Origin of the sequence: Pseudarthrobacter sp. TAF60_1, from assembly GCF_052113505.1 — a bacterium.
Classification (GTDB): domain Bacteria; phylum Actinomycetota; class Actinomycetes; order Actinomycetales; family Micrococcaceae; genus Arthrobacter.
Genome location: NZ_JBFRDI010000006.1, coordinates 1 through 21,099, shown reverse-complemented (window position 1 = coordinate 21,099; position 21,099 = coordinate 1). Strand labels below are relative to the sequence as shown.

The 21,099-nt window shown below is 64.9% G+C and carries 18 protein-coding genes and 2 pseudogenes; 14 read left to right on the top strand and 6 right to left on the bottom strand.

What is annotated here, in order from left to right; translation table 11 throughout:
* Positions 1-7 precede the first annotated feature (7 nt).
* The 7 genes from AB4Y73_RS08570 (at position 8) to AB4Y73_RS08540 (ending at position 7,912) form a co-directional block, all read left to right on the top strand.
* The gene (locus AB4Y73_RS08570; protein WP_441870933.1) at positions 8-1,504 is read left to right on the top strand and encodes a bifunctional phosphatase PAP2/diacylglycerol kinase family protein; all 1,497 of its coding nucleotides are present in this window, start codon (positions 8-10) and stop codon (positions 1,502-1,504) included.
* Between the two features lie 166 nt (positions 1,505-1,670).
* Positions 1,671-2,618 (top strand): ABC transporter ATP-binding protein, encoded by a 948-nt coding sequence (locus tag AB4Y73_RS08565; protein ID WP_441870930.1) that lies wholly within the window; start codon positions 1,671-1,673, stop codon positions 2,616-2,618.
* Positions 2,619-2,621: 3 nt separating this feature from the next.
* The gene (locus tag AB4Y73_RS08560) at positions 2,622-3,524 is read left to right on the top strand and encodes an ABC transporter permease (protein ID WP_441870927.1); all 903 of its coding nucleotides are present in this window, start codon (positions 2,622-2,624) and stop codon (positions 3,522-3,524) included.
* Between the two features lie 20 nt (positions 3,525-3,544).
* Positions 3,545-4,888 (top strand): sensor histidine kinase, encoded by a 1,344-nt coding sequence (locus AB4Y73_RS08555; RefSeq protein ID WP_441870924.1) that lies wholly within the window; start codon positions 3,545-3,547, stop codon positions 4,886-4,888.
* Entirely contained in the window at positions 4,885-5,574 is a 690-nt protein-coding gene (locus AB4Y73_RS08550; RefSeq protein WP_441870921.1) for a response regulator, read from the top strand. The genes AB4Y73_RS08555 and AB4Y73_RS08550 overlap by 4 nt, the downstream gene beginning before the upstream one ends.
* An 81-nt stretch (positions 5,575-5,655) precedes the next feature.
* Positions 5,656-6,561: an intradiol ring-cleavage dioxygenase gene (locus tag AB4Y73_RS08545; protein ID WP_441870918.1), complete on the top strand. Its 906-nt coding sequence runs from the start codon at positions 5,656-5,658 to the stop codon at positions 6,559-6,561.
* 49 nt (positions 6,562-6,610) lie between these two features.
* Positions 6,611-7,912, top strand: coding sequence for a M18 family aminopeptidase (locus tag AB4Y73_RS08540; RefSeq protein ID WP_441870915.1), 1,302 nt, complete (start codon positions 6,611-6,613; stop codon positions 7,910-7,912).
* Positions 7,913-7,947: 35 nt separating this feature from the next.
* On the opposite strand, the pseudogene AB4Y73_RS08535 reads toward AB4Y73_RS08540, so the two are convergent.
* The 3 genes and pseudogenes from AB4Y73_RS08535 to AB4Y73_RS08525 all read right to left on the bottom strand — a co-directional run bounded on the left by AB4Y73_RS08535 (position 7,948) and on the right by AB4Y73_RS08525 (position 12,596).
* A pseudogene (locus AB4Y73_RS08535) lies at positions 7,948-8,614 on the bottom strand (acetyltransferase).
* Positions 8,611-9,777 carry a DegT/DnrJ/EryC1/StrS family aminotransferase gene (locus AB4Y73_RS08530; RefSeq protein ID WP_441870912.1) on the bottom strand — a complete coding sequence of 389 codons (1,167 nt, stop codon included), beginning with the start codon at positions 9,775-9,777 and terminating at the stop codon, positions 8,611-8,613. The pseudogene AB4Y73_RS08535 and the gene AB4Y73_RS08530 overlap by 4 nt, the downstream one beginning before the upstream one ends.
* A 128-nt stretch (positions 9,778-9,905) precedes the next feature.
* A complete protein-coding gene (locus AB4Y73_RS08525) occupies positions 9,906-12,596 on the bottom strand; it encodes a LuxR C-terminal-related transcriptional regulator (RefSeq protein ID WP_441870909.1) in 2,691 nt (896 codons plus the stop codon).
* 538 nt (positions 12,597-13,134) lie between these two features.
* Between AB4Y73_RS08525 and rpsF the strand changes: the two genes are divergently transcribed.
* The 6 genes from rpsF to AB4Y73_RS08495 all read left to right on the top strand — a co-directional run bounded on the left by rpsF (position 13,135) and on the right by AB4Y73_RS08495 (position 16,618).
* A complete protein-coding gene (rpsF, locus tag AB4Y73_RS08520; protein ID WP_078107099.1) occupies positions 13,135-13,440 on the top strand; it encodes a 30S ribosomal protein S6 in 306 nt (101 codons plus the stop codon).
* A 73-nt stretch (positions 13,441-13,513) separates the two neighbouring features.
* The gene (locus tag AB4Y73_RS08515; protein ID WP_441870906.1) at positions 13,514-14,104 is read left to right on the top strand and encodes a single-stranded DNA-binding protein; all 591 of its coding nucleotides are present in this window, start codon (positions 13,514-13,516) and stop codon (positions 14,102-14,104) included.
* A gap of 124 nt (positions 14,105-14,228) precedes the next feature.
* On the top strand, positions 14,229-14,468 hold the full coding sequence (rpsR, locus tag AB4Y73_RS08510) for a 30S ribosomal protein S18 (protein WP_003800144.1): 240 nt from the start codon (positions 14,229-14,231) through the stop codon (positions 14,466-14,468).
* A 17-nt stretch (positions 14,469-14,485) separates the two neighbouring features.
* A complete protein-coding gene (gene rplI, locus AB4Y73_RS08505) occupies positions 14,486-14,938 on the top strand; it encodes a 50S ribosomal protein L9 (protein ID WP_441870903.1) in 453 nt (150 codons plus the stop codon).
* A gap of 102 nt (positions 14,939-15,040) precedes the next feature.
* A complete protein-coding gene (locus tag AB4Y73_RS08500; protein WP_441870900.1) occupies positions 15,041-15,901 on the top strand; it encodes a PhzF family phenazine biosynthesis protein in 861 nt (286 codons plus the stop codon).
* Positions 15,902-15,991: 90 nt separating this feature from the next.
* Entirely contained in the window at positions 15,992-16,618 is a 627-nt protein-coding gene (locus AB4Y73_RS08495) for an FMN reductase (protein ID WP_441871185.1), read from the top strand.
* Between the two features lie 83 nt (positions 16,619-16,701).
* Here the strand turns inward: AB4Y73_RS08495 and AB4Y73_RS08490 are convergent, their stop codons facing one another.
* Positions 16,702-17,271, bottom strand: a complete 570-nt coding sequence (locus AB4Y73_RS08490; RefSeq protein ID WP_441870897.1) for a hypothetical protein — start codon at positions 17,269-17,271, stop codon at positions 16,702-16,704.
* 2 nt (positions 17,272-17,273) lie between these two features.
* Positions 17,274-17,723, bottom strand: coding sequence for a hypothetical protein (locus AB4Y73_RS08485; RefSeq protein ID WP_441870894.1), 450 nt, complete (start codon positions 17,721-17,723; stop codon positions 17,274-17,276).
* Positions 17,724-18,392: 669 nt separating this feature from the next.
* Between AB4Y73_RS08485 and dnaB the strand changes: the two genes are divergently transcribed.
* Positions 18,393-19,775, top strand: a complete 1,383-nt coding sequence (dnaB, locus tag AB4Y73_RS08480) for a replicative DNA helicase (protein ID WP_255769369.1) — start codon at positions 18,393-18,395, stop codon at positions 19,773-19,775.
* Here the strand turns inward: dnaB and AB4Y73_RS08475 are convergent.
* Positions 19,772-20,773 (bottom strand): annotated as a pseudogene (locus tag AB4Y73_RS08475) (acyl-CoA thioesterase). The gene dnaB and the pseudogene AB4Y73_RS08475 sit on opposite strands and share 4 nt — an antisense overlap.
* Positions 20,774-21,099: the final 326 nt, after the last annotated feature.

Genomic DNA, 21,099 nt, shown 5'->3' with positions numbered 1-21,099 from the left:
TAGGGACATGCACACCAAATGGCGCCCGGGACCGGGGCGGCTCAGCCGTCTTGACCGGTATCTCGTCCGGAGGGTTTCGTCGTTCCCCGGGGGGACCTACGACACGTTCTTCCGCCGGCTCTCCGCCTCCGCCGATAACGGCAAGCTCTGGATGGGAGCCGCCGCGATCATGGCACTGTTCCCGGGAAAGACGCGCCGGGCTGCTGTGCACGGGTTGATTGCCCAGGCCGTGGCATCAGCGGTGACCAACGCCGTCTTCAAAACCCTGCTGCCCCGAGCGCGGCCCTTGCCGGAGCACCTGCCGGTGTTCCGGTTTGTGCATCCGCAGCCCACCAGCTCCTCCATGCCGTCCGGGCACTCCGCGTCCGCCATCGCCTTCGCTGTAGGCACAGGGCTGGTCCGTCCGGCCCTCGGCGCAGCGCTGGCGCCGGCGGCGGTGGGGGTTGCCTATTCACGCGTCCATACCGGGGCCCACTGGCCTTCGGATGTGGTTTTCGGTTCGGCCATCGGTGCGGCGGCGGCCTTGATCACCCGCAAGTGGTGGCCCGTCCGGCCCCCGTTTCCAGAGGTCGCTCGAGCCGAGACAGATGCTCCTGAACTGCCCGGTGGCGCCGGCCTCAGCATCGTGGTGAACACTCTGGGTGGGTCCTACAAGGAAGAAACCGCCGCCGCCCTACAGGAAGTATTCCCTGAGGCGTATGTAAAAACAGTGGATCCCGATGAAAACCTTGTCGACGCGATTCGGGCCACTGCCGAGCGCCCAGGCACCGTGGCCCTCGGTGTGTGGGGTGGTGACGGTACTGTAGGCGCAGCGGCCGCGGCCGCCGTCGAGCATTCCCTTCCGTTGCTGGTGCTGCCTGGCGGCACGTTGAACCACTTTGCCCGCGACACAGGCACCGGAAGCCTGAAGGAGGCCGTCGCGGCGGCGACGAAGGGTGAGGCCGCACAGTCGGACGTGGGAATGGTGACAGTCGAACGCGGGCTGGCAGGAAACCCGGAAACGGCCGAACTCATCATGGTGAACACCGCCAGCGTGGGACTCTACCCCAACCTGGTGCGGCGCCGCGAACACCTGCAGCCTGCCCTCGGCAAACCGCTGGCCGGAGTGGTGGCCATGTTCCGGACGTTCGCGGTGGGAACGCCCACCACCCTGACGGTGGACGGCGTGCGCCACAAGGTCTGGATCGCCTACCTTGGGCGCGGCCGTTACTATCCCCGGGACCACGCGCCCCTGGTCCGGCCCGTGCTGGACGACGGCGTCCTGGACGTCCGCATGATCACCGCCGACGAACACTTCGCCAGGTTGCGGCTCCTGTGGGCCGTGCTGACCGGCACAGTGGCAACCTCCAGGATCACGCACCTGAGAGAGGCCACGGAGGTCCTCATCGAGTCGGCGGGTTCGCCCATGGCACTGGCAGTGGACGGTGAAGCGCTGGCAGGCGTTCGCAGTGCCCGGTTCCGGGTTGAGCCCCGGGCGCTGACGTACTACTCGCCCCGGCGGTGACCCTGCCCACTCCGGTGTGAAACGGCCCTGATCATCCGTCGGGATTACCCTGATTCGACCCTGAATCATCCCTGAGACAGGCGAAACGGGCCGGGGGCGTGGGTAGCGTGGACAGTGCACACCAAACGTCCGCGGCCGCCAGGCTGCCGTTCTAAGGAACCCGTCCATGATTGAGGCACAAGGCCTGACAAAGGTTTACGGCGAGAAGACCGCCGTCGCCGGAGTCAACTTCACTGTGGAGGCCGGCCGGGTCACCGGATTCCTCGGTCCCAACGGCGCCGGCAAATCCACCACCATGCGCATGATCATGGGCCTGGACCGGCCGACGTCGGGCACCGTCACCGTCAACGGTGCACCGTTCGATCGGCACCACGCCCCGCTGCGGGACGTCGGCGCGCTGCTGGATGCCAAGGCCGTCCACACCAGCCGCTCCGCCTACAACCACCTCCGGGCCATGGCCGCCACGCACAGCATTCCGAAGAAGCGCGTCCACGAAGTCATTGAAATGACTGGCCTGGGCGAAGTGGCCAAGAAGAAGGTGGGCGGCTTTTCGCTCGGCATGGGACAGCGGCTGGGCATTGCCGCTGCGCTGCTCGGCAACCCGCAGACCATCATCCTGGACGAACCGGTCAACGGCCTGGACCCCGAAGGTGTTGTCTGGGTCCGCAACCTGGTCAAGTACCTGGCGTCCGAGGGGCGCACAGTGTTCCTCTCGAGCCACCTCATGAGCGAGATGGCACTCACCGCGGACCACCTGATCGTCATCGGCCGCGGCAGGATCATCGCCGATGCTCCCATCAAGGACATCATCAACGGCAAGGGCAGCGCACGCACCCGGGTCCGCACCGACCAGCCGGATCAGCTCATGCGGCTGCTGGCCGGGAACGGCGTCTCCGTGGAGCTGCAGGACAACGAGCTGCTTGAGGTCAGTGGCCTTGACCCGCGCCAGATCGCCCGGGCCGCCCTCGACAGCCACACGATGATCTACGAACTCACTCCGCTGCAGGCAAGCCTCGAGGAGGCTTACATGGAGCTGACCAAGGACGAGGTCGAATACCACTCGCTGATTACCGCAGGCGCCGCCGAGGCTCCCGCCCAGTCCGGAGGCAACTAAGCCATGAGCTCAACCACCCTCGACCCCAACCCGTCCCGCCGTGGCGCGCACGCCGGCGCGGCACCCGCCGGGCCCCTCTCCGGTGATGCCACCAGCACCGGCCCGGGACCGTCGTTTCCCCGTGTGCTCAACTCGGAGTTCATCAAGTTCCGCACGCTTCTCTCCACGCTGATCCTCCTCGCCTGCACAGCCTTGGTGGTGGTGGGCTTCGGCGCGCTTTCCGCCTGGGGCACGGGCTCCTTCGCCGAGCAAGCCCTCAAGGACCCCGAGGCTGCAGCCGCGTTCGCCGCTCAGGGCGGCAACCTTGCCATTGGTGTGCCCACGTCAGGCATTGCCTTCGCGCAGCTCATCCTGGGCTCCCTCGGCGTGCTGCTGATGAGCTCGGAGTTCACCACAGGAATGGCCCGCTCAACGTTCGCAGCCGTACCCAGACGGACGCCGGCTTTTGTAGCCAAGCTGCTGGTGGTGATGGTGACGGCGTTCATTGTTACCGGCGTCTCCGTGTTCATCGCAGGCCTCGTGGCCGTGCCGATCCTGGACAACTACAACCTTGATTTGGACCTCGCCAGCTCGCAGTCGGTGAAGATGCTCCTGGTCAACAGCGTCTACGTGGCGGCCGTCGCCGCCATTGGCATGGCCCTGGGCTCCCTGCTGAGGAATTCGGCGGGTGGCATCATGAGCCTCGTGGGCCTGTTCTTCGTGGCTCCCATCGCTTTCCAGCTGATCCCGGGCGATTTCTTCGTACAGGCCCGCAAGTACCTTCCGGGTAACACTGTGGAGCCGATGACGGCAGTGAACCACTTGCCGGACACCCTTGAAGTCTGGCAGGCCGCACTTGTCCTCGGCGCCTGGGTGGTTATCCCGGTAGTGCTCGCCGCCGTCGTCCTCAAAAAACGCGACGTCTGAGCCGAGGCTAGGCTCACAGCATGAATGAAGCAGTACAGGTGAAGGACGCTTCGGCCGGACAGGCCCAGGCGTCCTTTGCCGAAATCACGGCCAAGCGCCGCGGCCGGCTCCGGCGGTACCTTTACCAGCACCCGCGCATCATGGACGCGGTGGTAGTGGGCGCCTACACGGTGCTGGTTGCCCCCACCATGGTGGATGCCGTCCCGCAGGGCTCGTGGCTCGCGGCGGCGCTCCTTGCTGCCGTGGCATGTGCGCTCTTCCTTCGACGCGCATACCCGGTGGCATTGGCAGCGTTCGTTGCGGTGATGGAAGTGGCCGTCACCCTTCTCCACCCGTGGGGCTCCAACGTCTCTGCCGGGCTGTGGTTCTCGCTGTATGCCGTAGCGGTGGTGCACACGCGCCGGTTCGCCCTGGTGGCCATGGCCGCGGCCACTGCCCCGCTGGCCCTGTTGTATCTTCTGGCCGCGGTGGGTCCCATGAAGAATTCCCTCGTCCACACGGCGGGCAATCCCGAGGACTTCCACCTCCTGACGAGCATCGCCACCGGCGCCACCATCGCCTTGTCCAACGTCATCGCCACCCAAATCGGTATTTCGGTGCGGCAACGCCGCGAACACGAGCAGGAGGTTGCCGCGTGGGCATCGCGCACGGCCAGCCTGGCCTCCGTCAACGAACGGACCCGGATCGCCCGGGAAATGCACGACGTCGTAGCCCACTCCTTGACGGTCATGATCAGTCTGTCCGACGGTGCCGCAGTTGTGGCCAGGAAGAGTCCCGAACGTGCGGCCGAGGTGCTGGGCGAGGTATCGCGCACGGGCCGGACTGCGCTGGCGGACATGCGCCGCGTCCTGGGTGTGCTCAGGGATCACAACGGCGCCCTCGCACCGCGGGCACCCCTCGAATCCGGCGAAGGCCTCGCCACGCTGTTGGAAGGGTTCCGAACAGCCGGCCTGCCGTTGCATTATTCGCATAGCGGACCGTCGCTCCCCCGGGATCCGTCCTTCCAGCTGACCGTCTACCGGATCGTGCAGGAATCACTCACCAACGTCCTCCGTTACAGCCGCGGCCACCGCCGGGTGGATGTGAGCATTCTCCGCTCCGGCTCCATCGTCACCATTGAAGTACTCGACGACGGGAAGGAATTTCCCGGCCAGGCTTCGGCTGATCCCGGCGCACCTGGACCCGCGCAGGTGCTGGGGTCGGGACAGGGCCTCCTGGGGATGGCCGAACGTGCCCGGATCTATGGCGGCACCGTGGAAGCGGGCCCCACAGCCCGTGGTTGGCGGGTGCGGGCAGTCCTGAGCTGGCCCGATGATGACCTTCCCGATCCTGACCCCGTTCCCCAACTGCAAGGCAGAGCATGACTCAGACACCACCGATCACCGTCCTGCTGGTGGATGACCAGCCGCTGTTGAGGATGGGGTTCCGCCTGATCCTGGAGGGTGAGGACGACCTCAGGATTGTGGGAGAAGCGTCCGACGGCGCCGAAGCGGTGAGGCAGGTTCGGGAGTTGAAGCCCGACGTGGTGCTGATGGACGTCCGGATGCCCGTGCTGGACGGCATCGAGGCAACGCGTGCCATCACCGCCGCCGGGGCCACTGCGCGTGTCATCATCCTCACCACCTTCGATGTGGATGAATACGCGTTCGCAGGCCTCCAGGCCGGGGCGTCCGCGTTCCTGCTCAAGGACGTGGCGCCGTCGGAACTTATTCAGGCCGTCCGGGTGGTGGCCAGCGGCGATGCCGTGGTGGCGCCGCGGGTTACCCAGCGGCTCCTCGAAACGTATGTCCGCGGTGCTGCCCGGCCGGCCGCCTCGACCCAGCGCGATCCGCTGCTTGAGGACCTGACACCGCGCGAAACCGAGATGCTCGAAGCCATGGCCGAGGGCTTGTCCAACGCCGAGATCGCGCACCGGTACTTCCTGTCCGAAGCCACCGTGAAGACCCATATCCGCCGGATTCTCACCAAGCTTCACCTGCGCGACAGGGTCCAGGCCGTGGTCTATGCGTACGAAACCGGCCTGGTGGTTCCCAGTAACCCTGATTACTGACGTGGGCGCGGAAGCCTGACGCACAGTTGCGGCACAGCCTCACCCTATGCAGGCGACAGGCGCGGCGGGTTGGATGGAGGCATGAGCAATCACGTTCCCCATCCCAACCACGACCGCGGACTCGAGTTCGATCTTTCCACCCTTATGAGCCGCCGCTCCCTTGGCATGTTCTTCGGCGCCGGAGGTGCGGCAGCGGCCTTGGCGGCGTGCACCCCGGGCGGATCGGGCAGTGGCGGGTCGGGCACCATAGCCGGCACGTCGACGTCGACCGCCACCCAAAGTGCCGCGGCTTCTGTTGCGGCGAGCGCGACGGCGTCGCCCTCCGCTTCCCCGACGCTCACCCGGGCGATCGCTGAGTGCGGCGTGGAGATTCCCAAGGAAACGGCGGGTCCGTTCCCGGGTGACGGTTCGAACGGGCCTAACGTCCTGGCTGCGTCGGGCGTGGTGCGGCAGGACATCACCGTCAGCTTCGGATCCGGCAGCGCGAAGGCAGAGGGTGTGCCGCTCACGTTCACGATCACGCTGCTGGACAACGCCAACGGCTGCGTTCCCTTGGTCGGTGCGGCCGTCTATGCCTGGCACTGCGACCGCGAGGGCAGGTATTCGCTCTACGATTCGGGCCTGGCCAAAGAGAACTACCTCCGCGGCGTCCAGGAAGCAGACGCGAACGGCCAGGTCACATTCACCTCCATCTTCCCCGGCGCCTATTCCGGACGGTGGCCGCACATCCACTTTGAGGTCTTCGAATCCATGAGCAATGCGACGGCTGCTGGACAGGTGCTGGCGGTCTCCCAGATCGCGCTGACCAAGGCTGCCTGCGACGACGCCTACGCCACGCCGGGCTACGAGTCCAGCGTGGCGAACATGAAACGGACCACCCTGCAGAATGACAACGTCTTCCGGGACGACGGTGCCATCTATCAGCTGGCAACCATGACCGGCTCAGCGGCCACGGGCTACACGGCTGGCCTGAACGTCACTTTGTAGGCGTGCGGGCACGGGGTTCGCCCGCGGGCGCGGCGTTAGACTCGGAACCATGCCTTTACCTTCCGCAGCCGCAGACCATATCCAGGACCTCGGCGCGTATGTCAGCGCATCGCCGTCGAGCTTTCACGCCGTCCACGAGGCCGCACGCCGGCTGGACGAGGCAGGGTTTAACGGCCTGGACGAGCGGGAGCCCTGGACCGGCGGCGCGGGTTCGTTCTACCTCATCCGCGACGGCGCACTGATCGCCTGGGTGGTGCCGGAGAGCGCGGGACCCACCACCGGTTTCAATATCCTGGGTGCGCACACGGATTCGCCGTCCTTCAAGCTGAAGCCCAAGCCCACCACGGGTGCGTTCGGCTGGCTGCAGGCCGGCGTGGAAGTGTACGGCGGCCCGCTCCTGAACTCCTGGCTGGACCGTGAGCTGCGGCTGGCGGGGCGGCTGGTCATGCTGGACGGAACCCAGCACCTCACAGCCACCGGCCCGCTGCTCCGCTTCCCGCAGCTGGCCATCCACCTGGACCGTGCGGTGAACGACGGGCTGACGCTGGACAAGCAGCGGCACATGAATCCCGTCTGGGGGCTGGGGAATCCTTCCGATTTCGACCTGCTGGGTGTTCTGGCGTCCCATGTGGCGGGCGCTTCGGTTGATGCGGCTGAGATCGGCGGGTACGACGTCGTCATAGCGGACACGCAGGCACCTGCGGTATTCGGGGCCAACAGTGAGTTCTTCGCGTCCGGGCGGCTGGACAACCTTTCCGCGACGCATGCCGGGTTGGCGGCGCTGATCGCGCACGCTTCTTCTCCGTCTGCGGGTGGGCCTATTGCTGTCCTGGCGGCCTTCGACCACGAGGAAATCGGCTCCAACTCGCGGTCCGGGGCCTGTGGGCCCATCCTCGAGGACGTGCTGGTACGGATTTCCGACGGCCTCGGCGCCACGGTGAGCCAGCGGCGGCAGGCGCTGTCCGCGTCGTTCTGCGTGTCCGCGGACGCCGGCCACGCCGTGCACCCCAACTATCCCGAACGGCATGATCCGGCCAACCACCCGGTACTGAACGGCGGCCCGCTGCTGAAAATCAACGCCAACCAACGCTACGCTACGGACGCGGCCGGTGCGGCGCTGTGGGCGGGGCTTTGCGGTGAGGCGAAGGTGCCGTACCAGGAATTTGTGTCCAACAACGTGATGCCGTGCGGTTCGACGATTGGGCCTCTGACCGCCACGCGCCTGGGAATCCGGACGGTCGACGTCGGGGTGCCGCTGCTCTCCATGCACTCCGCGCGGGAGCTGTGCGGCGTGGCGGACCCGCACCGGCTGGCTGTTGTCACGGAGCTGTTCTTCCGGACTGCGGTTTAGAACTCGAAGCTAGTAGTTTTGGCCGCTCCCGAGCGTCAATGTCCGTGCCCTCGACTGAAGTGGATCCCATCGTGATCTATTTCGCGGGCGGGGACGCCCACCCAGGTTTCGCCGTCGGGCACGTTGCTGAAAACGGCGGCTCCCATCCCCACCGTGGCATACGCTCCCACCGACGTCCGTCCCCTTACGCTGGAATTCATCCCGAGGTAGGCCGCCCGGCCTATCCGGACGCCTCCGCCCATGGACGCTCCGGCGGCGAACGTCGCGAAGTCCGCCACGTCGTCGTCGTGCGTGAACGTCACCGACGGCATTGCCACCACATGCGAGCCCAGGGTGACGGAGGCTGTCAGCGTGACGTTGCGCAGCAGGATGCTGCCCCGGCCGATACGGCACCCCTCCGGGTACTGCACGGACGGGTCGATTGCCGTGGCGTAGCGAGACTCGTGCAGACCCATGGCACTAAGCCGTCCCACCACAGCCTCCCGCGACCTCCCCAGCTCTAAGCAGACCAGGAAAAACGCGTGCGTGTAACTCGGTGCGTCGTCGATTGTACCGAGGACCGCCTGCGCCTTCAATGGTGGCCCCCGCCATCTCCTTGGCTTCATCAAGCACACCCAGGACGTCGTACTGGCCGCTGCTTCGCACCATCGCCAGAACCTCGCGGGCCAGGCCGGTGGCGGCAATCAGGATCACCTCACTCACGGGGCACTCCCACCGCCGGCGGTCTGGATCGTGTTGATAATGCGGTGAATGCTTACCGTATCTAGCTCGTGGAACAGGGGCAGAATGAGGGAGCTGTCAGTAAGACGGTCGGTGTGCTGTAGCCGAGCGTGTCCTGTCTCGCGCCAACGGTAAGCCGGTTGCCGGTGAGTCGCCATGGTGCCGCAGGTGGCCGAGATGCCGGCGTCGGCGAGACGGGAGAGCAGCCCTTCGCGGCTGGTGGCGAAACAGGGTTGGACCTCAACCCAGAAGGACTGGAAGTTCGTGGTGCCGTACGGCGGATCCACAACCAAACGCAGTCCCTTCAGGCCTGCCAGCCCGGCAACATACATTCCGGCAATTTCCCGGCGCCGCGCGACCACCTGCGCAAGCCGCCCCAGTTGGACGGTCCCTACCGCAGCCTGCAGGTCCGTCATGCAGTAGTTGAACCCGATCTCGAGAGAGACGTCCTGGCGGGGCTGCACTGACCCCTGCCCATCGGTCGGGGAAGGGCCCCTGGAATGCTCCCGGAGCGTCCGGGCCCGCGCCGCCCAATCAGCCCGGTGGATGGTGAGCATCCCGCCTTCGCCCGTTGTAACGACTTTGTCAGAGTGGAAAGACCACACCGTCATGTCCGCGTCTGTGCCTACCGGCCGGCCCTTGTAAAGGGAGCCTACAGCGGATCCTGCGTCCTCGATTACCGTGATCTCGTGGCGGTCGCAGAGCTCCCGTATGGGATCCAGGTCCACCGGCATCCCGCAATGGTCAACGACGATGACGGCGCGGGTATCCAGGGTCAGCGCCGCGCGGATGGTCTCGGCCGTGATGTCACCGGTGGCCGGGTCAACGTCGCAAAACACCGGTCGTGCACCCACGTATGTCACCGAGTTTGCGGTGGCTATGTGGGACAGCGACGGAACGACTACGTCGTCGCCGGGACCGATGCCGGCAGCAACCAGAGCAAGGTGCAGGGCAGCGGTGCAGCTGGATGTGGCGATGGCATGGCGCACCTCCTGCCTGGCACTGAATCCGGCCTCGAACTCCTTGACCTTGGGTCCTTGCCCTATCAGGCCGGAGGCGACCACCTCCGCCAGTGCCTCGGTTTCCTCAGCACCGAGCCACGGCTTCGTGAGGCTGACCCGGGCAAGGACGATTTCCGCCGTCATGGGGCACCAACTTTCCTTGTCTCGGCATCCTGGTGGGCTTAAAGCTAGTCATCAACTGGTGCTTCTTACTGGTAAATCCCGGGCTATGTTGACGTACGGGTGTGGAGATTGCGGAGCTTCATTGACTGTCATAGCAAGGGCAGGACGTAGGGTTCCCGGGTGGCAACCGGCTTTCCGGCTGCCAGGGCGGTCAGCTGCGCCCGGGACTCCACGCCAAGCTTCCGGTAGATGCTGGTGAGGCGTACTTCAACGGTGCGGACCGAGACGAAGAGGGTGCTGGCAATTTCTTTGTTCCGCATGCCGCGGGCCACCATCTGGGCCAGCGTACGTTCGTGGTCGGTGAGCATCAGTATGGCCGGGTTTGCAGGCACGCGGGCGGGCCGGATCCGATCGTCAAGGAGGAGGAAATCGACGTGCTGTGTCCAGGCGTCGGCCCCGATTTCGTCGAACAGGACCTTCGCGCTCAGTAGGCCTTCCCGGGCTTCGCGGAGCCGCCCCAGGGCGCCGAGCCGTTCTGCGTAGCAGAGAAGGGTCCTGCCTCGTTCAAGGAGTGACTCCTGGGCGTTCCTGCCCTCCAGTGCGAGGCTGAACAGCCGTAGCGATTCCTCACCGTCGGCAAGCATGGCACGGCTCCGCGCTACAGCTGTCACGAGCCAGGGTGATCGCAGCCCCATCGTACGACTCTCCAACCGCGAGAAGGTCTGGATGGCTTTGCTGTGCCGTCCCAGCCGGACCAGGACCTCCACCAGGTCTGCTTCGCAGCGGAGCAGCGTGGGGTTGGCGAAGCCCATTCCGATCTCGGCGGCTCGCGACAACTGGGCGAGGGCCGCGGCCAGATTGCCGCGCATCAACTCGAACTGCCCCTGCCAGGCCGCCAACTGCGCCGTGAAGGCCGGGTGGCTGTCCTCGCCGGCGAAATGCCGGGCCTCGGCAACCAGCGTCCGGGCAAAGGCCTCATCGCCCAGGGATTCGGCCCGCCAAACCTGGAAAATGTGCCGCATCCCGCGGTGATATTTCGATTCAGGGTCGGTGTGCTCTAAGCGGTCAATAAGCAGGACGGCTTTGCGGATGTTTCCGGCGCGGATCTCGTTGTCCACGGCAAGGTACTCGGCGGTTTGCCGCCAATTGAAGTCGCCGGCTTCAGAAGAGTTCCGCACAATCGCGTACGCCTCCTGGGCCGCACCGTGGTGCCCGGCGTAGCTCAACGCACGGCCCTCCAGCAGTACGGTGGCCAGCCTGGCGCCGGTGGCCTCCCGCCGCCCTGGAAGATGCGCCGTGTGGCCCTTGATCGCGTCGATGAGTCGGGCTGCGGATTCGGCGACGGCAAGGCAGTCGCTGGAGGCGGCGTCCCGGAAGTCCTGCACCTGCCGCAGCAGGGTGAGGGCGTCGTCCAGTTCCCACCGCTCGGCGTAATACAGCGAACCGGCAGCCAGCAGCCTGGCCGCATAGGCGGGGTCGTGCTGCCCGAACTCGATTACCAGGCGCAGTACCATGCCGGATCGGACGGCGGTGCCCTGGATGAAGTGGAGTTCGACGGCGAGCCCGGCCAGCTGCAGAACCAGGGCCGGGTTGCAGGTCACCCGCTGCGCCCATTCCAGGTAGCGCCTCGCATAGACGAACTCCCCCCTGCTAAACAAGAGCTCTGCCACAGTGGCCAGCCGCGCCGCCGTCTCCGCCTCGCGGGGACTGATGGTGAGCGCACGCTCGATGTATTCCACGGCAAAGAGGACCTCCCCGCCGCGGATCAGGTCAATTGCGAACCGGAGGAGGTCTAAGGGCGTCTGGCGCTCCGGCGCGCAGAAGCTCTGGTGCCACCGCTGCGCGCACGGGTCGTCGGCACTTGCCGCATCCGCGAGTTCGCGGTGGCTGTCGGTCCGGACGGCGGGCGGCATGGTGGCGAAAACGTAGCCCCGCAGCAGCTGGTCCAGGATCCGCACGTGGGGACCGGAACGGCTGGCCAGGCCATTTTCAAGGAGCTCATCCAGACCTGCCCAGAGCTCGCCGCACACTTTTTCCAAGGTGGCGAGGTCGCTTCGGTAGGAGAGGGACATGAGGTTCAGTACCTGCCGGGCGGCCGGACCCAGCGATCCCACTGCCGCGGCGAACTCTGAGTCAAACCTGCCTCTGCAGGCCAGTGGAACGGGAAGGGCGTGCTTTCCTTCCGACTGCCATTCCAGAATGCGGGCGTAAAGCTCGACAGCGGCGAGCGGGTTTCCCTGGGTGGCCGCGGCTACTGCATGGATCGCCGCAGTCGCGGTCTGCCTGGCCGGAATCGACTCGAGAACGCGGACGGTGTCCTTATAGTCAAGTGCCTGCAGACGCAGGACCGGGTTTCCGTGGAACGGGCTTTCCGGGGTTTGTTCGCGCCAGCTGGTGAACAGTGCAACGTCTGTTCCGGCCAGGCGGCGCGAGAGGAACCCGAGGACGGCCTGGGTGCTCGAATCCAGTTGGTCAGCATCATCGACCACAATGACGGTCCTCGCTGATGAGCGCTGGTGGAGTCCGTTGAGGAGCATGGTGGAAACGGTGGGGACATCCATTTCGGCCGTGGAGGCCCGCAGAAGTTGGTCTGCGAACCGGCTCAGCACGGGATCGTCGATGCCGTTGAGGAGCGCCGTGAGGCCGGAAAATGGCCAGCCCGACTCCGCTGAGGTTGCCCGCAGGAAAAAGGTACGGTAGTCGGACAGACGCGGGATCTCGGACAGCAGCGCGGACTTGCCCAATCCCCGCCGGCCGACAATCGACAGGGCAGACTCCTTGGACGCCCGGATCACTGACCGGATCCGGTCCAACTCGCTGGTCCGTCCAATTAAGGCCATGCGGTCCCCGTTCTTCGATGAAGGAGACCCGGTCGTGTAGCGTGCCAGTTCATATACAACGAGGCCCATACAGCCATCTGCATGACCGTGCGGGCCAACTCCCTGTCCGCGCTTCACCACGTCCAGTACGGTACCCAGCCGATGGGTGCAAATATAGCGGCGATGCCTGCCCTGCACCAGCGAAATCGAGCCCTCCCGGTACTCGCTTTTCAGCCTCTATGGCACCTACTTGGAACCAGTGTACGGAGGCAGGGCACGGGGCTGGGCCGGCGAAGCTTGCGGCCTTCTTTATTGGAGCGCTGGACTCGTCCCACCGTCAGGGTTTTCCACATAGCCGCGGTCCGGCTTCCGCGCAGGAACTGCGGCGCCTAGCCTAGAGTCAAGCGCGAATCGCCTATCCGGTCCAAATGCACTAAGATATTGAAGTCTGTGCTGCGCCCTGCCTCCGTTCCGTTGGCGGGGCTCGCATGGCATCGCAAATGAACCTCCTGTTACGGAAATGCCGTAACCGCTTAGCCCAAAGGAGGTGGGTTCACATATGCGTCCTTACGAATTGATGGTAATCATCGACCCCGAGGTCGAAGAGCGTACCGTTGAGCCGTCGCTTCAGAAGTTCCTGAACGTCATCACGACCGATGGTGGAACCATCGAAAAGGTTGACATCTGGGGCCGTCGCCGTCTGGCTTACGAAATCAAGAAGAAGTCTGAAGGTATCTACGCCGTGGTGAACTTCACCGCCAAGCCGGAAACCGCCAAGGAACTTGACCGCCAGCTGTCTCTTAACGAGACCATCATGCGCACCAAGATCACCCGCCCCGAAGAGCAGAAGGTTGTTGCTGAGTAATTTCAGCTCCGATTTTCATTCTTCACCCCGCAAGATCGAACTCTTCATCCAGGATCGAACAAGGAGGCAGTAGATGGCAGGCGAGACCACCATTACGGTCATCGGTAATCTCACCAATGACCCGGAATTGCGGTTCACACCGTCAGGTTCGGCAGTAGCGAACTTCACCATCGCTTCCACCCCACGCACCTTTGACCGCCAGTCCAATGAGTGGAAGGACGGGGAAACCCTGTTCCTCCGCGCTGCGGTATGGCGTGAAGCAGCCGAGAACGTCGCCGAGTCCCTGACCAAGGGCATGCGCGTTATTGTTTCCGGCCGTTTGAAGAGCCGCTCTTACGAAACAAAAGAAGGCGAAAAGCGCACCGTTATCGAGCTCGAAGTCGATGAAATCGGCCCGAGCCTGCGCTACGCCAACGCCAAGGTCAACCGAACCCAGCGCTCCGGCGCTGGGGGTGCCGGAAACGGCGCGCAGGGCGGCTTCGGCGGCGGCAACAGCGGCGGTGGCTTCGGAGGCGGCAACTCTGGTGGAAACCAGGGCGGCAACTCCGGCGGAAACTGGGGCGGCGGCAACCAGCAGGCTGCACAGGAAGATCCTTGGGCAACGCCCGGTGTCTCCAACGCAGGCGGCTGGGGCAACGGCCCCGATTCCGAACCTCCCTTCTAAACCAAACTCCAGGCCCGATGCCGGGAACGCCCGGGTGCCGCAACGCACCAGGTGACTGCCGCCATCGGACCACCACCATCCCGTGGATCAACGTCCACGGGCTCCAAAGAATAGGAGCTCCACGATGGCTAAGGCTGAACTCCGTAAGCCCAAACCAAAGTCCAACCCCTTGAAGGCCGCTGACATCACTGTCATCGACTACAAGGACGTAGCATTGCTGCGCAAGTTCATCTCCGACCGCGGAAAGATCCGCGCCCGTCGCGTCACTGGCGTCACGGTGCAGGAACAGCGCAAGATCGCCCAGGCAATCAAGAACGCCCGCGAAGTTGCTCTGCTGCCTTACTCCGGCGCTGGCCGCGGCTAAGGAAGGGATTAACTAACATGGCAAAGCTCATTCTGACCCACGAAGTAACCGGTCTCGGTGCTGCTGGCGACGTTGTCGAGGTCAAGGACGGTTACGCCCGTAACTACCTGCTGCCCCGCAACTTCGCCCTGACCTGGTCGAAGGGTGGCGAGAAGCAGGTTGAGTCCATCAAGGCTGCCCGCGCCGCCCGCGAGCACGCTTCCCTGGAAGATGCTCAGAAGCAGGCCGCTGCACTCTCCTCGAAGCCGGTCAAGCTCGTCGTCAAGGCTGGCGAGACCGGACGCCTGTTCGGCACCGTCAAGCAGGCCGACGTCGCCGACGCTGTTGAGGCCGCTGGCCTTGGCAAAATCGACAAGCGCAAGGTTGAACTGCCGGCACACATCAAGTCGGTTGGTTCCTACCAGGCCAACGTCCGTCTGCACGACGACGTTGCTGCTGTGATCGAACTCGACGTAGTCAGCGGCAAGTAGTCTTTCCGGCTACGCGTTCCTGAACTGCGAGAAACCCCCGTTGCCTTCACTGGCAGCGGGGGTTTTCTGTGCCTTCGCTCCGCCGGGTGATAGCCTGCGGCGGTGAGCCAGAACCCGTCCCCAGCGCCCCGTCGTCGTCCGTTCACCCAACTGGACGTGTTCTCGGACGAACCGTACCGGGGCAATCCGCTGGCGGTAGTTGTCGAAGGGGCGGACCTCACCACAGCGCAGATGCAGCAGTTCGCCAACTGGACCAACCTCTCAGAGACCACGTTCCTGCTTCCGCCCACGCACCCGGATGCGGACTACCGGGTCCGGATCTTCACTGGCAGCGAGGAGTTTCCTTTTGCGGGCCATCCCACGCTGGGATCGGCGCAGGCCTGGCTGGACGCCGGCGGCGTCCCGAAGCAGGACGGCGTGCTGGTTCAGGAATGCGCGGCCGGCCTGGTGCGTGTGAAGCGCGACGGCGGACGGTTGGCGTTCGCTGCGCCGCCGCTGACGCGGTTCGAAGCGGTGGCCGAAGCGGACATGGCCCAGATCGCGGACGGACTTCGCCTGCCCCGCCAGGCGCTGCTGGACGGCTCCTGGCTGGTCAACGGCCCCGAATGGATCGGCGTGCTGCTGGCGTCCGCCGGGGAGGTACTGGCCATCAGGCCGGACTTCACGGCACTGGGTGACCTGAATGTCGGTGTGATCGGCCCCCATGCGGCGGACGCCGCAGCGGACTTCGAGGTGCGAACCTTCATTCCTGGCGAGGCAGCAACTGAAGATCCCGTCACGGGCAGCTTCAACGCCGGTGCCGCACAATGGCTCATCGGCAGTGGCCGCGCGCCGTCGTCGTACGTGGCCGCGCAGGGTACGGCACTGGGCCGGGCGGGACGGATTTATGTGGACGCCATGGACAGCGACATCTGGGTGGGCGGCAGTTCCACCGCGCGCATCAGTGGAGCGGTACTGCTGTAGCCCGGGTGGAATAAACGCGGGTCGCCTCCGGTTACCCAGATACATGCATACACATGTAGCCTAGTTTGAATCGAACCTGAGGAGTCCATGGTGGAAACCCGCCGCATCACTGTATTGTCCGCCGGCTTGGGTGTGCCGTCCTCGAGCCGGCTGCTCGCTGACCAGCTCGCCGCCGGCGCGGAGCGCGAGCTGACGGACGCCGGCTACCCGGTGACGGTGGACGTCGTTGAGCTTCGCGACCTCGCGGTGGACATCGCCAACAACTTCGTCACCGGCTACGCGGCTCCCCGTCTTGCCGAGGTCATCGCCGGCGTGGAGGCCTCTGACGGCGTCATCGCCGTGAGTCCCGTGTTCAGCGCGTCCTACAGCGGCCTGTTCAAATCCTTCATCGACGTCCTGGACCCCAAGTCCCTGGAAGGCAAAGCTGTCCTGCTGGGCGCCACCGGCGGCACTGACCGCCATCAGATGGTGCTGGACTATGCCATGCGTCCGCTGTTCACGTACCTGCGTACCCGGATGGCCGCCACTGCGGTTTTCGCCGGACCGCAGGATTGGGGAAACGCCGACGACGGCGCGTCGCCCCTCTCCGATCGGGTGCAGCGGGCGGCCTCAGAGTTCGCCGCCCTGCTGAAGGGTGCGCAGCCGGGCCGGAAGCCTGCCGTGGCGGAGTCCCTGCCGTTTGAGCAGCTGCTCGCAGGCATCTCCGGCGGAAGGTAGCACCTGTCCCTTGGCGCTCGATTTCGTGACTGCCGAACTACCAACCGCCCCGGGAAAACGAAGAGTCGCTACCTGTTCGTCGCCTAGTCGTCCAGGAGGGCGATGAACTCGCGGGCCTGCTTCATGGAAATATCGGAGTGCTTGGTAAGCGCCGTCGCCGCGCCCTCGACGTCGCCACTGCGCGCCAGCGTGCGGATCCGCCCGTAGATTTCATCGTTGAGCATGTTGCTGCTGACCTCCCGCGTGACGTCGCCCTTGCTCGCAATGGCGCGGTAGCGGTAGGCGAACCGCTGGGGGGTGTCGTCCTCGGCCTCAAGGTCGGCCGCCTGCGCCTGCGGGCCGCGGTAGGGCTGTGGGTGGGCGGCCAGGGCCCCTACGGCGTCCCGGGAGGCCCGCAAGCCATCCCCTGTGGACTCGTAGTAGAACTTGATGGCCGCCATGGCCTGCCCCTGTGCAATCAGTGCATACAGCTTCTGGTGCTGCTCTTCGTTAAGCTTCCCGGCGGCCACGCGGGCCACCTCGGACGCATCCGGTACCGGGACCATCCGGGCCTCCCTGGCGGATGCCTGCCTCTTGCCAATTGCGCGGGCTGCCAGCGCAACGCCTGCGGCCACGACCGCGAGGATGATTACGGGGATCACGAGCGATTCCATTTCTAAAGCCGATCTATGTACTTCTTGGCGGTGGCCAGGTCGGTGTGGGTTGCTTGGCGCAGTAGCTTGATGGCCTGGATCCTGTGCCCGTCCCGGGCCATCGTCTGGAGCTGCATGACAAGCTGCGGATCGAACAGTCCGCCAGGCAGAGAATGGCCGTTCGCTCCGGCGCCTGGCCCGGAGTGCGCCAGGGCGGCGCGGGCGTGATCCGCCTGCTGCGACTGCTGCTGTTCGTTTTGACTTGGGCGGGTATTCGCTTCGAGCCGGGCGCGCACGGCAGTTGCCAACCGCACCTGCTCAGCGTAGTGGGCAGCCGAGCGCCTGGCGAGGTCCTGCTGATACTTTTCGGCTTCGGAGGTCCCGGTGTCCCGCGGCCTCAGTGCCGTTGTGAGCGTCCATAGAACTGCCACCAGGATCCCGGCCGGCAGTAACACCATCAGTATGTCGCCCATGTTTAGAGCTTATGCCAGATGACCGTTATCCACAGCACATTCCGTCAGCTGCATACAGCAGGTCGGCTCCGGTGGTCAAGAATTGGAGTCAGTGTATTTTTCATCACCAGCGCAGCATGAATGGCAGCGAACCAACCCACAAAACACTCCCAGTTTCAACCGCGCCGAACCCCAAGCTGTGGATGAACGTTTCGCAAAAGAATATTTCGTCCACATCCGCCCGCAAGCGTTTCCGCAGGTCAGAGGCGGATCAAGGGGCAAAGTTTTTTTGTATCCACAGGTTCATGCACAGACTGTGCACAAGCTATGCCTCGTACTGCACAGGTTATCCACAGGCGGGAGCGGGGGCTGGCTTGGAGGCTGGAGCGCTGGCGGCTACCGTTGCGGGATACCTGTATTTGGGAGTGATCGAACGCGCCGCCAGCGGTGGCGCCACCCGCCGCGGGCAACCCTCGTGGGGCTTAATCGTCTGTGGATAACCTGTGGATTGTGGGGATAACTCCTGCGCGCCCTGCGGGGACTCCACTGGGAGCGGCGCGGTCTATGTTTGTCAGTGGCCGCTGGTAAACCTGAAGGTACGCCGTCCTGTTGAGGTTCAGCAGCTCGGCTCCCGGCAGGAAAAATGGCTTACGTGCCGCGCATTGCGGCACACAACGGAGGACGGCAGCTTTGTCAGTAACGCACCTGGATTCCATCGAGGGTACTCGCGGATCGGAAACGAGCCGAAAGCCTCCCCAGGACATACCGGCAGAACAGTCCGTGCTTGGCGGCATGATGCTCTCCAAGGACGCCATTGCTGACGTTGTGGAAATCCTCCGCGGCCAGGACTTCTACCGGCCCGCGCACGAGACCATTTATGAAGCGATCATTGACCTCTACGGCCGGGGTGAGCCTGCCGATGCGGTGACTGTCTCGGACGAACTGACCAAGCGCGCCGAGATCAACAGGATCGGCGGACCCGCCTACCTGCACGAACTCATTCAGACCGTACCGACGGCCGCCAACGCCGGATACTACGCCGAGATCGTGGCCGAGCGCGCTGTCCTGCGCCGGTTGGTCAATGCCGGCACCAAGATCGTTCAGCTGGGCTACGGTTCCGACGGCGAGGTGGAGGATCTGGTCAATCAGGCCCAGGCCGAGGTCTATGCTGTCGCTGAGCGCCGCACCGCCGAGGACTACGTTGTCCTCAAGGACGTCATGGAATCCACGGTTGACGAGATCGAGGCCTCCGGACACCGCGGCGAAGGAATGACGGGGGTGCCCACGGGCTTTTATGAGCTGGACGAGCTCACCCACGGCCTGCACCCGGGCCAGATGATCGTCATCGCCGCCCGCCCCGCCGTTGGCAAGTCCACGTTCGCACTGGACTTCGCCCGGTCAGCGGCCATCAAGAACAACCTGGCAACCGTGATGTTCTCGCTCGAAATGGGCCGGAATGAGATCGCCATGCGTCTTCTTTCCGCGGAAGCGACCATCGGCCTGCAGGACCTCCGCAAGGGCACCATCAAAGACGAGCAATGGTCCAAGATCGCCACCACCATGGGCCGGATGAATGATGCCCCGCTCTTCATTGACGACAGCCCCAACATGTCGCTGATGGAAATCAGGGCGAAGTGCCGGCGCCTCAAGCAGCAGCATGACCTCAAACTGGTGATCCTGGACTACCTGCAGCTCATGAGCTCGGGTAAGAAGGTGGAATCACGCCAGCAGGAAGTCTCTGAGTTCTCCCGTGCTCTCAAGCTCCTGGCCAAGGAGCTCCAGGTGCCGGTCATTGCCCTCTCCCAGCTCAACCGCGGCTCGGAGCAGCGCCAGGACAAGCGGCCCATGGTCTCGGACCTGCGTGAATCAGGCTCCATCGAGCAGGACGCCGACATGGTCATCCTTCTGCACCGCGAAGACGTCTATGACAAGGAATCGCCGCGTGCAGGCGAGGCGGACATCCTGATCGCCAAGCACCGTAACGGCCCCACCAAGGACATTGTGGTTGCCTTCCAGGGCCACTATTCGCGCTTTGCCAACATGGCGGCCGACGCCGGCGGAGGCGGCTTCTAGGCCTGGTTCTGCCCGGAACCGGCGCCTGAACCCTGCTGCTGCAGCAGGTGGTTGGGCAGCCGGTTCCCTGGCGCCGTCCCGCGGATCTCGAGCAGTTCGCGGGCATGGGCGTGCAGGCGTTTGTCCTCTTCCGTTACCGGCACCCAGGCGGGGACGGGCACCGAGTTGCCGTCGGCGTCGCGCGCCACCATCACGGTGAGGCAATATGTGGTGAGGTTGAGCTCGGCGCCCTTCGGATCGCCCGAGCGGACATGTACGGCGATGTGCATGCCTTTGGTCCCGGTGTAGACCAGCCGGGCTTCGACTTCCACGATGTGACCGGTCAGCAGCGGCCGGTAGAAGCGGACGCCGCCGGAGAAGACCGCCACGGTGTCCATGCCGCAGTAGCGGGACGCGCAGACATAGGCCGCTTCGTCGATTCACTTCATCACGATGCCGCCGTGGACCTTGCCTCCCCAGTTCACATCTGTGGGGGCCGCCATGAACCGCAGCGTCACACGTTCGGCCGTTCCGGCGTCGGTATATTCCTGGGCGTTCATTGCTTCGACAATCTGTTCACGGATCTTGATCCGCGCCAGGGCGTGATCGCGCTCTTCGATCTCTGCCGGGGTGACAGGTTCGAACTGCTTCACGGGGATGGGTTTGCCGTCGCTGCCCACCGCCACGAAGATCACCATGCACTGGCTGCGCATCGTGGCCGGCCCGCCCTTGGGATCGCCCGATGAGACCACTGTCCGGATATGCATCGAGGAGCGGCCGGTGTACACGATGGTGGCCTCCACCTCCACCATGTCGCCGCTGTTTACCGGGTCTGCGAAGTGGATGTTACCCACGTAGGCGGTGACGCAGTAGGACTTCGCCCACCCCACCGCGGCGGCGTAGGCGGCCTTGTCCACCCACTCCAGGACGGTGCCGGCATCCACTGAACCGCTGTGGCCCACGTCAGTAGGGGCGGCCAGGAAGCGCAGGGTGACGGAATTTGCCGCGGTCTCAGTCATGCTGCCCACATTAGAGCGTGCGCCCCCGCCGCCCCACTTGTGACGCGGGCACCCGGACGCTCTCTCACTAGTCCGAAAATGGAGGGGACGTGACCGCGGTCGGTGCGCACTGGTTCACCCCGTGATGGTCTGCCGGGTGTTGGTGTGGGTATGAAGACGGGGTCAGGCTGCGGGTGYCAGGGTGACGGTGTAGCCGAGGGCTTCGAGCTGGCGGATGTGGCCTCGTTTTCTGCTCTCGGGGTCGGTGCGGCGGCTGAAGTGGTCCGCGCCTAGGTCTCGGAACCGGGCGTCCGGGTCTTGGAGCAGGTGCCAGATGATGATGAGGA